A 12,556-nucleotide genomic window follows, 5' to 3' on the forward strand; every position below is an offset into this window, starting at 1 on the left:
GCGTGGCCCCCATGAAACGGAGAGCAGCGCAAGGCCCCGAGACGGTGTCACGCGAATCGGGCAGGCAGGGCTGAATGACCCAGGACGGCCAGAGCTATGAGGGCAGTCTGCTAGAGCCCGGCCCCGGGCTCTGGCGCAGCGCGACCGCGTCCCGCTTCTCGATCCTGATGGAGAACGAGGCCTATTTCGACGCCCTGGCCTCGGCCATCCACAAGGCCGAGCGGTCGATCGTGATCCTGGGCTGGCAGTTCGATCCCCGCACCCACCTGGATCCCGAGACGAGGCCGGGCGACAAGACGGCGGAAATCGGCCACCAGCTGCGGATGCTGGTCAAGAAGAAGCCCGATCTGGACGTGCGCCTGCTGATCTGGAAGTCGCCGCTGCTGATCGCGGCGTCGCAGGGCTTCTATCCCCACCGCGCCCAGCGCTGGTTCCGCAAGCGGATGGTGGAGTTCCGCATGGATTCCCCGGGTCCGATCGGCGCCTGCCATCACCAGAAGGTCATCGTCATCGACGACAAGGTGGCGTTCGCGGGCGGGGGCGACATCTCCACCGATCGATGGGATTCCGACGAGCATCTGGACGGCGACCCGCGCCGGGCCCTGCCCAACGGCGTGATCTGCAAGGCGCGTCACGAGGTGATGGCGGTGATGTCGGGACCGGCCGCCCGCGTGCTGGGCGACCTGGCGCGCGAACGCTGGTTCCGCGCGACATGGGAGCGGACCATCCCCGACGCGGTGGAGGGCGATCCCTGGCCCGACGGCGTGCCGGTGCAGATGACCGACGTGCCCGTCGGCGTCGCCCGCACCGAGCCGAAATGGGCCGGTCGGCATGAGGTCCGCGAGAACGAGGCCCTGCATCTGGAGGCCATCCGACGCGCGCGCCGCCTGATCTACATGGAGAACCAGTATTTCACCTCGCCGGTCATCGCCGCCGCCCTGGCGGACCGACTGGCCGAGGTGGACGGACCGGAAGTGGTGGTCGTCTCCACGGGCAAGAGCCCCAGTTGGTTCGACAGCATGACCATGGACACCGCGCGGGCCGAGGTGCTGTTCAGGCTGGAGCAGGCCGACACCTACAACCGCTTCTTTTCGTTCGCCCCGCTGACGGCGCACGGCGAGCGGATCATCGTCCACGCCAAGGTCACCATCGTGGACGACCGCCTTCTGAGGATCGGCTCCACAAATCTGAACAACCGCTCGATGGGCCTGGACACCGAGTGCGACATCGCCGCCGAGCCGGTCGATGCGGCGGGCCGCGCGGTGATCGCCGCCCATCGGCATCGCACCATCGGCCATTGGCTGGGGGTCACGGCCGACGAATTCGCCGCGGTGGAGGCGGTGCTGGACTCGACCGGCGCCGCGATCTGCAGCTTCGAGAGCCAGCGGCTCAAACCGCTGGGGGCGGAGGCGCCCACGCGCATCCAGCGGCTGTTCGCCGAATGGCAGTTCGGCGACCCGACCTCCACCTCGGACGCCTGGCGGCCGTGGAAGCGGCTGGCCCGGTCCCGCCGCACCCGGCCGGCGTCGGAAGGCGGTCAGTCGGCGGGCTGACGGATCTCGAAGTCGATCACCAGCGGCAGGTGATCCGAGGCGACGCGCGCCAAGGGCGAAAAGGCTGACCGGACCGACTTGATCCGGATGTCCGGGCTGACGAAGCAGTGGTCGATGCGGATCGCCGGAAATCCGGACGGGAAGGTCTTGACCGACGGCTTCAGGTTCAGCTGCCGCTGGCAGTCCTGCAGGCTACGGGCCAGGATCTGATAGGGGCGGGTGATGGAGGTGGCGTTGAAGTCGCCCGCCAACAGGGTCGGACCTTGGCACGCGCCCAGCCAGCCCGAGCCCGCGAGGGCCGCCGCCTGAAGCCTCTGCTCGCGCGGAACCAGCCCCAGGTGGGTATTGAGGACGTTGATCGTGCCCCCGCCGACGTCGATCTGCGACCAGATCGCGCCCCGCGGCTCCAGGCCCGGTATGCCGGCGACGGTGGGCAGCGCCGCCGCCCGCACCAGCCGTTCGGGATGGGGCGTCAGGATGGCGTCGCCGTAAAGTTCCGCCTCGACCCGCATGGCCGGATGGAAGCGCGACGTCATGGCCAGCTTGTCGGCGATGGTCTGGGCCTGGTCGACATGGCCGGTGCGCAGGCGGCCCACGTCCAGTTCCTGAAGGCACACGATGTCCGGCTCGTGCTCGCCGATCACGGCGACGATGCGGTCGACGTCCAGCCGCTTGTCCGTGCCGACGCAGCGATGGACGTTGTAGGTCAGAAGGCGAGGCATGGGCGGGTCGAGACGAGTCCGGAGCAGGGTGTCGGGCTGGGCCTTTTCGCGCGCGAATGCGACCCCGGTGCGACGCTCAGAGGATCACCAGATGGTCGGGAAGTTCGTTGGGATTGTCGGTGCGCGGCGGGAAATGCCGGGCCAGGACCTGGCCGCACTGGCCGATGGCGATCTCGAAGCCCTGGGCGGGCCGTCCGGCCTTCATCTCTGTGGTCAGGGCGGCGACGGCGTCGCCCCACACGCCCTGGTCCACCTGGGCGTGGATGCCCTCATCGGCGATCAGTTCGACCTGATGATCGTCCAGGGCGGCGAAGATCAGCACGCCGGTCCGTTCGCGTGTGACATGGACGCCGTGGGCCAGGAACTGCTGCAGGGCGGCGCGCCGGACGCGGGCCCGACGCAGGCCGCCCGGCGTCATCCAGCGGCGCACGGTCGGGATCAGGCTGAGCAGCAGAACCCCGGCGAAGACGGCGGCCTGGACCGCCACATAGCCCCCCAGCGCCCGGCCGACGGTCAGGCCGGACTCGTGCGCCGCCTCCCAGCCGCCCCCGAACGGCCAGACGCCTTCGAAGCCGAAGGGGATCAAAAGGGCGGGCAGGATCAGCGCCGCCGCCGCCGACCAGGCCAGGGCCACGTCGCCGTAAGACGAGACGCGCCGCGAAACGACGCAGAAGATTTCGCCAGAGGTGGCCGCTTCCGCCGCGGCGATGGCCTGGGCGATCCGGCTCTGGTCGTCCTGGGTTATCCGCATCACCATCCTCCCGAGGCGCCGCCGCCGCCGAAAGAGCCGCCGCCGCCGCCGAAGCCGCCCCCGCCAAATCCGCCGCCGCCTCCGAAACCGCCGCCGCCCCGGCCGCCGCGTCCCGACTGGCTGAGAATGTCGGCCAGGGCCCACAGCACGACCGGCCCGACGCCGTTCTTGCGATGGCGCCGTCCGCGCGCCGAGGCGGCGGTGGCGATCAGCATGAACAGGAAGATCACGCCGAAGACGACCAGGCCGCCGATGGCCGAGGCCTTCTCGCCCCGGCTGGCGTCCTGGGCGACCGCCTGGGCTCGCGCCTGGGCCTCGGCGGGGTCGAGCGACATCTGCTCGACCAGGGCGTCCACGCCCTTGACGATCCCGCCCTCGAAGTCGCCGTCGCGGAACGACGGCAGGATGTCGTTCTGGATCACCAGCGACGAGAAGGCGTCGGTCAAAATGGGCTCAAGGCCGTAGCCGACCTCGACCCGGACCTTCCGCTCGTTCGGCGCGACGATCAGCAGGGCGCCGTTGTCGTTTTCCTTCTGGCCGATGCCCCAGGCGCGGCCCAGCTGATATCCGTAATCCTCGATCTCCTGTCCCTGAAGGCTGTTCAGGGTCACCACGACCAACTGGTCGCTGCTGGACGCTTCGAGCGCCGCCAGCTTTTCGGTCAGGGCCTGTTCGGTCTGGGGGCTGAGCAGGTTCGCCTGGTCCACGACCCGGCCGGTCAGGGCGGGGAAATCGAGCTTCGCCTGGGCCGCGGCCGACGTCGCGGCCAGCAGCAGGACGGCCAGTCCCAGCAGTAGGGCGGCCAGGCCGGCAAGCGGCCGGCCTGGGACCCTCAAGGCGTTCGCCGAGAATGCGCGCGTCAACGGTTTACTGGGCCGGAGGCGTGGCGCCGGGCGTCACCGGGGCCGCGTTTCCGCCCGGCGCGGCCGAGGCGTTGGACGGCGACGCCCCCAAGTTGAAGTTCACCTGCGGCGCGCTCTGCGCCTCCGCCGTGGCGGTGAACAGCTGCATTGGCTGCGAACCGGCGTGCAGGGTCTTGGCCCAGATCACGTTCGGGAAGGTCCGCAAGGTCGTATTGTAGGTGCGCACCGCTTCATTGTAGTCGCGCCGCGCGATGGCGATGCGGTTCTCGGTGCCCTCCAGCTGCGACTGCAGCGTCAGGAAGTTCTGGTTGGCCTGGAGCTGGGGATAGGCCTCGACCGTGACCAGCAGGCGCGACAGGGCGCCGCTGAGTTCGCCCTGGGCCTGTTGGTACTGTTGGAAGGCCTGGGGGTTGTCCAGGTCGTCGGCCGAGATGTTGACCGAGGTGGCGCGGGCGCGGGCGTTGATCACGTCCGTCAGGGTGGTGCGCTCCTGAACGGCCGCGCCCTGGACGGTGGCGACCAGGTTCGGCACCAGGTCGGCGCGGCGCTGATACTGGCTCTGGACGTCAGCCCAGGCGGCCTCGGCGCGCTCCTGCTCGGTCGGAATGGTGTTGTAGCCGCAGCCGGCGACCGCCGGCGTGATCATCAGCGCGGTCGTCAGAGCCAGCGCGCGGGCGTTGATGCGGACCATGTTCTCTCCCTGTCGGCGACTGCGCCGTCAGGTCGACTATCGGCGCGAAGCCGCAACGCTTCAAGCGTCCAACGGCTCCGGCGTCACGCCGATCGAACGACACGCGGCGGAATAGGTGTTGGCCAGCAGGCAGGCGATGGTCATGGGCCCGACCCCGCCCGGCACGGGGGTGATGCGGCCGGCGACCTGGACAGCCTCCTGGAAGGCGACGTCGCCGACCACGCGGGTCTTGCCCGCCGCCGCCTTTTCCGGGTCCAGCGAGGGCACGCGGTTGATGCCCACGTCGATCACGGTCGCGCCCGGCTTTATCCAGTCGCCGCGCACCATCTCCGGGCGGCCGACGGCGGCCACCAGGATGTCGGCGGCGCGACACACGGCGGGCAGGTCGCGCGTGCGCGAGTGGGCGATGGTGACGGTGCAGCTTTCGCCCAGCAAAAGCTGCGCCATCGGCTTGCCGACGATGTTGGAGCGGCCGATGATGACGGCGTTCAGGCCCGACAGGTCGCCCAGCTGGTCCTTCAGCAGCATCAGGCAGCCCAGCGGCGTGCACGGGACCAGGCCGGGCAGGCCGACCGCCAGCCGCCCGGCGTTGACCACGTGGAAGCCGTCCACGTCCTTGTCCGGGTCGATGGCGTCCAGAACGACCGAGGCGTCGATGTGCGTCGGCAGGGGCAGTTGCACCAGAACGCCGTGGATGCCGGCGTCGGCGTTCAGCTCGGCGATCAACGCCAGCAGGTCGGCCTGGGAGGTCGTCGCGTCCAGCCGATGGGTGTCGGACCGCAGGCCTGCGCGCACCGTGGTCTCGCCCTTGTTTCGGACATAGAGCTGGCTGGCGGGGTCTTCGCCGACGATCACGACGGCCAGACCCGGCTTGACGCCGTGGGCCGCCTCCAGACGCGCCGAGGCGGCGGCCACCCGTTCCACCAGGCCGGTGGAGAAGGCCTTTCCGTCGATCAGGGTCGCGCGCGAGGGCTGGGCCGACATGGGCGGGCTCCGGGCTGAGAAATGAGGATGGCGCGATTTACAGCCGTCATGGTTCGGCGTCTATGATCGCGGTCCATAATGGGAGACCTCAATGACGCGTTCGTCGATCGCCGCCTGCAGCGCCCTGGCCCTGCTGTGGACCGCCGGGCCGGTGCTGGCGCAGGACGCCCGTCCGTTGCGAATCGGCGCCAGCATCGACGGCGCCCTGACCGCCGACGACGCCTCCGCTCCTGAAGACGCCTATCGGTTCGAGGACTATCGGTTCCAGGCGCGCGCCGGACAGCGGCTGGAGGCCATGCTGCGCGCCGCCGATTTCGACGCCTATCTGGAGGTTCGCGCCGATGGCGAGGACGAACCCCTGGCGCAGGACGACGACGGACTGGGCGAAGGCACGGACGCCCGGCTGCGGTTCACCCCCGAGGCCGACGGGACCTTCATCCTGCGGGCGCGCACGCTGTCGGGCCTCGACGGCGGCGACTACAGCCTGTCGCTGCGGGAACGTCCGCGCCCGCCGCGCGCGCCGCGCCCGACCGCCATCCGGCTGGGCCAGACCCTGAACGGAAGCCTGGGCGACCGCGACCCGGAACTGGAGGACGGCGGGCGGTACGACGCCTTCGTCTTTCGCGCCTCCGCCGGGGAGCGGCTGGTGGCGACGCTGGAGTCCGACGCCTTCGACCCGGTGCTGCGCGTCGGGCGCATGAACGGCCCGGACTTCGAGGAGTTGGCGCAGAACGACGATGCGCCGGGCGGAGGCCTGAACTCGCGTCTGGTGTTCGTCGCCCCCAGCGCCGGCGACTACGTCATCTACGCGACCTCCCTGAGCGAGGGCGAAGGCGCCTATGTCGTCGGCCTGGAGGCCGCGCCGCCGCCCCCGCCGTCCAAGCCGGTGGCCATCGGGGATGAGATCGAGGGCGCGTTGGGCGACGACAGCGGCCGGACCGACGATGGCCAGCGCGCCGATCTCTATCGTTTCAGCGGGTCCGCCGGTCAGCGCATCGCGGTGGAGATGTCGTCGGGCGACTTCGACACCTACCTGGCGCTGCGCCGGCTGTCGGACAACAGCATCCTGGTCGAGGACGACGACGGGCTGGGGCAGGGCACCGACTCGCGCCTGGCGCACACGCTGGACGCCGATGGCGATTATCTGATCGAGGCGCGCGGCTTCAGCGAAGAGGCGGAGGGCGATTACGACCTCAAGCTGATGGAGGTGCCGCCGCCGCCCGCTCCGACCGCCATGGGCTTGGGCCAGACGCTTGAAGGCGAGATCGCCGACGACGACCCCCAGGGCGACGGCGGCAGGCGCTACGACGCCTATGTCGTCAGCGGCCAGGAAGGACAGCGCGTTCAGGCCATCCTGCGCTCCGGGGACTTCGACGCCCTGCTGGAGATCGGCAAGGCGGGCGATGAGTTCGCCGCCCTGGCCCAGGATGACGACGGCCTGGGCGAGGGGACGGATTCCCGCCTGACCTTCTCGCTGCCGGAGGCCGGGGACTATGTGATCCGCGCCCAACCGCTGGCGGCCGATGGTCGCGGGCTCTATTCGCTGGAGCTCGTCGACCTGGGGCCGGCGCCGAAGCCGGGCAGTTTGCTGGTCGGGACGACGGTGCGGGGAACGCTGGGCGAAACCGATGCGATCGACGACGACGGCGTCTATTTCGACGCCTATCGCTTCCAGGCCAAGAAGGACGAAAAACTGCGTCTGACCCTGGTCTCGAACGCCTTCGACGCCTTCATCGACCTGGGCGAGGACGGCGACGCGTTCGAAAGCCTGGCCACCGACGACGACGGCCTGTCTGACACCCACGCGCGGTTGGACTGGACCGCGCCGGAAGACGGCTGGTACGTGGTGCACGCGCGCGCCTACGGCCCCAACCAGACCGGCGCCTACGCCCTGACGGTCGAGCGCCAGCCCGCCGCACGGGAGCCATGATCCCGGCCTAACCGCCCAGGATGACCGAGGCTTCGCCGATCAGCCGAAAGGACCAGCACCTGGACGTGGTGCTGGACGGTCGCGGCCGTCACGCGCGTGACGCCGGCTTTGACGCGGTTCGCTTCGTGCACGAGGCGTTGCCGGACCTGGATCACGACAAGATCGATCTGGGCGCCGACTTCCTGGGACGGCGCCTGAAGGCGCCGCTGCTGATCTCGGCGATGACGGGCGGTCCGGCGCGAGCCGAGGCCATCAACCGTCGCCTGGCCGAGGCGGCCCAGCATCTGGGCCTGGCCCTGGCGGTCGGCTCGCAGCGCGCGGCCATCGAAAACGACGCCGCGAGCGGCCTGGACCAGACCTTGCGCGACCGGGCGCCCGATATCCCCCTGCTGGCCAACATCGGCGCGGCGCAGCTGACCCGCGGCTTCGGTCTGGACGAAGCCCGTCGGGCTGTCGAGATGATCGGCGCCGACGCCCTGGTCGTCCATCTCAATCCCCTGCAGGAGGCCTGTCAGCCAGAGGGCGACCGCGACTGGTGGGGCGTCGGGGCCGCATTGGAGGCCCTGATCCCGCGGCTCGGCGCCCCGATCGTCGTCAAGGAGACGGGCGCGGGGCTGTCGGGACGCACGGCGCGGCGTCTGGTCGACATGGGCGTCGCGGCGGTGGATGTGGCCGGAGCCGGCGGCTCGAACTGGGGCCTGATCGAAGGCGAGCGCGCGGTCGATCCCGGCGACAAGGCCCACGCCGCCGTCTTCGCCGACTGGGGCATCAGGACCGCCCACGCCCTCGTCGACGTCCGCCGCGCCTGTCCCGAGGCCGTCGTGGTCGGGTCGGGCGGCGTGCGTCACGGGCTGGACGCCGCCCGGGCGATCCGCCTGGGCGCCGACCTGGCGGGACAGGCCGCGGGCGTGCTTCAGGCCGCGACGATTTCCACCGAGGCGGTGATCGACCACTTCCAGATCGTGGTCCGCCAACTGCGGACCGTCTGCTTCTGCACCAACTCCGCCAACCTCGCCGCGCTCAGACGCGCGCCGCTTCAGCCCTTCGACTGACTAGGACGAGGGCAGCAGCCCCTCGGCGAACCGGCGATAGGCGCCCTGGCGCACGCCGTCGGTCGCGCGGGCGATGTCGGGCGCGAAATAGTGGTCAGAGGCGTACGGCGCCGCGGCCTGACGCACGATGGCGAAGACCGCCTCCAACTGCGGCGAGGTCTGCATCGGGCGATGAAACTCGATGCCCTGGGCCGCGGCCAGCAGTTCGATGCCCACCACGGCGGCCGCGTTCTCGGCCATGTCCAGAAGGCGTCGCGCGCCGTGGGTGGCCATGGAGACGTGGTCTTCCTGGTTGGCGCTGGTCGGCACGGTGTCGACGCTGCACGGATGGGAAACCATGCGGTTTTCCGCCACCAGGGCGGCCGCCGTCACCTGGGCGATCATGAAGCCCGAGTTCAGGCCGCTTTCCCTGACCAGGAAGGCCGGCAGCTCGCTCATCTTCGGATCGACCAGGATCGCGGTGCGGCGTTCGGAGATGTTGCCGATCTCGCACAGGGCCATGGCGATCTGATCGGCCGCGAAAGCAACGGGTTCGGCGTGGAAGTTGCCGCCGGAGATGACTTCGCCGTCGTCGATGAACACCAGCGGATTGTCGGTCACGGCGTTGGCTTCGCGCGCCAGCATGGCGGCGGCGCTGCTCAGCACGTCCAGCACCGCGCCCATCACCTGGGGCTGGCAGCGCAGGGAGTAGGGGTCCTGGACCTTGGCGCAGTCGTCGCGGTGACTGTCGCGGATGGCCGAGCCGCTCATCAGGTCGCGCAGGCGCGCGGCGACGGCGATCTGTCCGGGCTGGCCGCGCAAGGCGTGGATGCGGGGATCGAACGGCGCGTCGGAGCCCTTCAGCGCATCCACCGACAACGCGCCGGCGGCGATGGCGGCGGCGAACACGTCTTCGGCCGCGAACAGCCCGGCCAGCGCCAGCGCCGTCGAACATTGAGTGCCGTTCAGCAGCGCTAGGCCTTCCTTGGGCCCCAAGGTCAGGGGCTTGCGGCCGACGCGAGCCAGCGCCGCCTCGGCGTCGAGAATCCGCCCCTGCGCGCGCGCCTCTCCGACGCCGATCAGGACGCTGGACATATGGGCCAGCGGCGCCAGGTCGCCCGAGGCGCCCACGGATCCCTTGGACGGAATGCAGGGCAACACATCGGCGTTCACCAGCGCGATCAGCGTCTCCAGCGTCTCGCGGCGGACGCCGGACGCGCCCTTGGACAGGCTGGCGATCTTCAGCACCATCAAGAGGCGCGTCACGGCGTCGGGCAGCAGGGCGCCGACGCCGCAGGCGTGGCTGAGCACCAGGTTCTTCTGAAGGGTTTCAAGATCTTCCGGCGCGATGCTGGTGTTGGCCAGCAGGCCAAAGCCGGTGTTGACGCCATAGACGGTGCGGCCCTCGGCGACGATGGCGGCGACGGTCGCGGCGCCCTTGTCGACGTCGGCCCAGGCGTCGGGCGCGATCTCGACCGTCACCGGGCCGTCCAGCACGGTGCGAAGCTGAGCCAGGGTAAGCGGCGTCTGGCCGATGGCGATGCGGATCATTTCAGGCTCGGCAGATTGAGGTGATGGTCGCGGGCGGCGGCCTTGGCGATGTCGTAGCCGGCGTCGGCGTGACGCATGACGCCGGTGGCGGGGTCGTTCCAGAGGACGCGCTCCAGGCGGGCGGCGGCCTCAGGCGTGCCGTCGGCGACGATGACCACGCCGGAGTGCTGGCTATAGCCCATGCCGACCCCGCCGCCGTGGTGCAGCGACACCCAGGACGCGCCCGAGGCCGTGTTCAGGAGGGCGTTCAGCAGCGGCCAGTCGGACACGGCGTCGGAGCCGTCCGCCATCGCCTCGGTCTCGCGGTTCGGGCTGGCGACCGAGCCCGAGTCCAGGTGATCGCGGCCGATGACGATGGGGCCGGACAGTTCGCCGGACGCCACCATGTCGTTGAACATCAGGCCCGCGCGGTGCCGGTCGCCCAATCCGATCCAACAGATACGCGCCGGAAGTCCCTGAAAAGCGATGCGTTCGCCCGCCATATCCAGCCAACGGTGCAGGCCGGCGTTGTCGGGAAACAGCCGCTTCATCGCCGCGTCGGTCTTTGAGATGTCCTCAGGATCGCCGGTCAGGGCGGCCCAGCGGAAAGGGCCGATCCCGCGGCAGAACAGCGGGCGGATATAGGCGGGGACGAAGCCGGGGAAGTCGAAGGCGTCCTCTACGCCCTGATCGAAGGCGACCTGGCGGATGTTGTTGCCGTAGTCGGTGGTCGGCACGCCCCGGGCGTGGAAGTCCAGCATGGCCTGGACGTGAACCGCCATCGACGCGCGCGCGGCGGCCTCGACGGCGGCGGGATCGGAGGCGCGTGCGTCCTCCCACTCCGCAACGGTCCAGCCCGACGGCAGGTAGCCGTTGACCGGGTCGTGCGCGCTGGTCTGGTCGGTGACCAGGTCGGGGCGGACGCCGCGGCGCACCATCTCCGGCAGCAGGTCCGCAGCGTTGCCCAACAGGCCGATGGAGGTCGGTTTGCCCGCCTTCAGCGACTGGTGCAGCAGGGCCAGCGCCTCGTCCAGCGTCTCGGCCATGACGTCCAGATAGCGGGTGCGAAGGCGGAATTCGATGCGGCTGCGCTGGCATTCGATGGCGATGCACGACGCGCCCGCCATGGTCGCGGCCAGGGGCTGGGCGCCGCCCATGCCGCCCAGGCCCGCCGTCAGGATCCACTTGCCCGACCAGTCCCCGCCGTGATGCTGGCGGCCCGCCTCCATGAAGGTCTCGTAGGTGCCCTGAACGATCCCCTGCGTGCCGATGTAGATCCACGAGCCGGCGGTCATCTGGCCGTACATGGCCAGGCCCTTCCTATCCAGTTCGTTGAAATGCTCCCACGTCGCCCACTTGGGCACCAGGTTGGAGTTGGCGATCAGCACGCGGGGCGCATCGGCATGGGTGCGGAAGACGCCGACCGGCTTGCCCGACTGGACCAGCAGGGTCTCGTCCTCGCCCAGGCCCTTCAGCGTCTCGACGATGCGGTCGAAGGCGGCCCAGTCGCGCGCCGCCTTGCCAATTCCCCCATAGACGACCAGGTCCTGCGGCCGCTCGGCCACCTCGGGGTCAAGGTTGTTCATCAGCATCCGCATCGCGGCTTCCGCGGCCCAGGTCTTGGCGGTCTTCTCCGGCCCGCGCGGGCTGCGGACGGTTCGGGCGTTCGGCGTGTTCATCGGCGGCTTTCCGCGAAATCGAGACAAGCGGTCAGGACCCGGCGCAGGTGGCCCCGCATCGGTTCGGCGTATTGAGGGTCGTAGGGGCTGGGCCAGTTGTCGGGCGTCACCGGCGCGGCCGGGTCGATCATGTAGCCGCGATCCGACAGCTCCATCTGGATGGCGTGAACGCCCGCCTCGGGTCGGCCGTAATGGCGGGTTGTCCAGCCGCCCTTGAAGCGGCCGTTGACGATCACGCTCTGCCCGCTGACCGCGCAGGCGGCCTCGACCGCCTGCGTCAGTTCCGGCGCGCAGGTCGTCCCGCCATTGTCGCCGATGTTGAACTGAGGCAACTCCCCGTCGAACAGGCGCGGCACGACCGAGCGGATCGAATGGGCGTCGTAGAGGACGACCGGCCCCTGGCCGCGCAGGCGGTCGACCTGCGCCTGCAGGGCGACGTGATAGGGATCGAACCAGGTCGCGCGACGCTCGGCGATCTCGGCGTCGCCGGGCGCCTGGCCGTCGCGATACAGCGGTTCGCCGTCGAAGGTCTCGGTCGGACACAGGCCGGTCGTCGTCATGCCCGGATAGAGAGACACGCCCAACGGGTCGCGGTTCACGTCGATGACGCTGCGGGAGATCCCGGTCCGCACCAGGGTCGCGCCCATGTCGACGGCGAAGTCGTAGAGCCGGTGCACCCACCAGTCGGCGTCCTTCCTGGCCAGCCAGGGCGAGGTCAGGCGCGCCTCGATGGCGGGCGGGACGTCCGTGCCGGTGTGCGGCAGGCCGATCACCAGCGGCGCCGTCCCCTCGCGTATCGTCAGCCAATCGGGGGTCATGCCG

The 12,556-nt window shown here is 70.2% G+C and carries 11 protein-coding genes; 3 read left to right on the top strand and 8 right to left on the bottom strand.

Annotated features, from left to right (window positions below; all coding sequences use genetic code 11):
* Nucleotides 1-74: 74 nt before the first annotated feature.
* Complete coding sequence (locus M8231_RS06145) at nucleotides 75-1,553, top strand: phospholipase D-like domain-containing protein (RefSeq protein WP_250202451.1); 1,479 nt, start codon at nucleotides 75-77, stop codon at nucleotides 1,551-1,553.
* On the opposite strand, the gene M8231_RS06150 is transcribed toward M8231_RS06145, so the two are convergent.
* From M8231_RS06150 to M8231_RS06170, 5 genes are all read right to left on the bottom strand, one after another.
* Entirely contained in the window at nucleotides 1,538-2,275 is a 738-nt protein-coding gene (locus tag M8231_RS06150; RefSeq protein ID WP_249750758.1) for an endonuclease/exonuclease/phosphatase family protein, read from the bottom strand. The genes M8231_RS06145 and M8231_RS06150 overlap by 16 nt on opposite strands.
* Before the next feature lie 76 nt (nucleotides 2,276-2,351).
* Nucleotides 2,352-3,026 (bottom strand): TPM domain-containing protein, encoded by a 675-nt coding sequence (locus tag M8231_RS06155; RefSeq protein WP_347342324.1) that lies wholly within the window; start codon nucleotides 3,024-3,026, stop codon nucleotides 2,352-2,354.
* The gene (locus M8231_RS06160; protein WP_250202452.1) at nucleotides 3,026-3,862 is read right to left on the bottom strand and encodes a TPM domain-containing protein; all 837 of its coding nucleotides are present in this window, start codon (nucleotides 3,860-3,862) and stop codon (nucleotides 3,026-3,028) included. Before M8231_RS06160 ends, M8231_RS06155 begins: the two co-directional genes overlap by 1 nt.
* A gap of 31 nt (nucleotides 3,863-3,893) precedes the next feature.
* Nucleotides 3,894-4,580 (bottom strand): LemA family protein, encoded by a 687-nt coding sequence (locus M8231_RS06165; protein ID WP_249750756.1) that lies wholly within the window; start codon nucleotides 4,578-4,580, stop codon nucleotides 3,894-3,896.
* A 60-nt stretch (nucleotides 4,581-4,640) separates the two neighbouring features.
* Entirely contained in the window at nucleotides 4,641-5,564 is a 924-nt protein-coding gene (locus M8231_RS06170; RefSeq protein WP_250202453.1) for a bifunctional methylenetetrahydrofolate dehydrogenase/methenyltetrahydrofolate cyclohydrolase, read from the bottom strand.
* 91 nt (nucleotides 5,565-5,655) lie between these two features.
* On the opposite strand from M8231_RS06170, the gene M8231_RS06175 reads away from it, so the two are divergent.
* Both M8231_RS06175 and fni read left to right on the top strand, forming a co-directional pair.
* The gene (locus M8231_RS06175; RefSeq protein ID WP_250202454.1) at nucleotides 5,656-7,494 is read left to right on the top strand and encodes a PPC domain-containing protein; all 1,839 of its coding nucleotides are present in this window, start codon (nucleotides 5,656-5,658) and stop codon (nucleotides 7,492-7,494) included.
* 20 nt (nucleotides 7,495-7,514) lie between these two features.
* Nucleotides 7,515-8,546, top strand: a complete 1,032-nt coding sequence (fni, locus tag M8231_RS06180; RefSeq protein WP_249750754.1) for a type 2 isopentenyl-diphosphate Delta-isomerase — start codon at nucleotides 7,515-7,517, stop codon at nucleotides 8,544-8,546.
* On the opposite strand, the gene hutH is transcribed toward fni, so the two are convergent.
* Genes hutH through hutG form a run of 3 tightly spaced genes read right to left on the bottom strand, consistent with a single transcriptional unit; the run spans nucleotide 8,547 to nucleotide 12,552 of the window.
* Complete coding sequence (gene hutH, locus M8231_RS06185; protein ID WP_250202455.1) at nucleotides 8,547-10,076, bottom strand: histidine ammonia-lyase; 1,530 nt, start codon at nucleotides 10,074-10,076, stop codon at nucleotides 8,547-8,549.
* Nucleotides 10,073-11,734, bottom strand: a complete 1,662-nt coding sequence (hutU, locus tag M8231_RS06190; RefSeq protein WP_250202456.1) for a urocanate hydratase — start codon at nucleotides 11,732-11,734, stop codon at nucleotides 10,073-10,075. Before hutU ends, hutH begins: the two co-directional genes overlap by 4 nt.
* On the bottom strand, nucleotides 11,731-12,552 hold the full coding sequence (gene hutG, locus M8231_RS06195; RefSeq protein ID WP_249750753.1) for an N-formylglutamate deformylase: 822 nt from the start codon (nucleotides 12,550-12,552) through the stop codon (nucleotides 11,731-11,733). The genes hutU and hutG overlap by 4 nt, the downstream gene beginning before the upstream one ends.
* Between the last annotated feature and the right edge of the window lie 4 nt (nucleotides 12,553-12,556).

Source organism: Brevundimonas albigilva (genome assembly GCF_023573565.1).
Classification (GTDB): domain Bacteria; phylum Pseudomonadota; class Alphaproteobacteria; order Caulobacterales; family Caulobacteraceae; genus Brevundimonas; species Brevundimonas albigilva.

What these genes read in the sequence shown, in the direction of transcription:
- M8231_RS06145 (WP_250202451.1), top strand. Translation starts at nt 75, where the DNA reads ATGACCCAGGACGGCCAGAGCTATGAGGGCAGTCTGCTAGAGCCCGGC.
- M8231_RS06150 (WP_249750758.1), bottom strand. Translation starts at nt 2,275, where the DNA reads ATGCCTCGCCTTCTGACCTACAACGTCCATCGCTGCGTCGGCACGGAC.
- M8231_RS06155 (WP_347342324.1), bottom strand. Translation starts at nt 3,026, where the DNA reads ATGCGGATAACCCAGGACGACCAGAGCCGGATCGCCCAGGCCATCGCC.
- M8231_RS06165 (WP_249750756.1), bottom strand. Translation starts at nt 4,580, where the DNA reads ATGGTCCGCATCAACGCCCGCGCGCTGGCTCTGACGACCGCGCTGATG.
- M8231_RS06170 (WP_250202453.1), bottom strand. Translation starts at nt 5,564, where the DNA reads ATGTCGGCCCAGCCCTCGCGCGCGACCCTGATCGACGGAAAGGCCTTC.
- M8231_RS06175 (WP_250202454.1), top strand. Translation starts at nt 5,656, where the DNA reads ATGACGCGTTCGTCGATCGCCGCCTGCAGCGCCCTGGCCCTGCTGTGG.
- fni (WP_249750754.1), top strand. Translation starts at nt 7,515, where the DNA reads ATGACCGAGGCTTCGCCGATCAGCCGAAAGGACCAGCACCTGGACGTG.
- hutH (WP_250202455.1), bottom strand. Translation starts at nt 10,076, where the DNA reads ATGATCCGCATCGCCATCGGCCAGACGCCGCTTACCCTGGCTCAGCTT.
- hutU (WP_250202456.1), bottom strand. Translation starts at nt 11,734, where the DNA reads ATGAACACGCCGAACGCCCGAACCGTCCGCAGCCCGCGCGGGCCGGAG.
- hutG (WP_249750753.1), bottom strand. Translation starts at nt 12,552, where the DNA reads ATGACCCCCGATTGGCTGACGATACGCGAGGGGACGGCGCCGCTGGTG.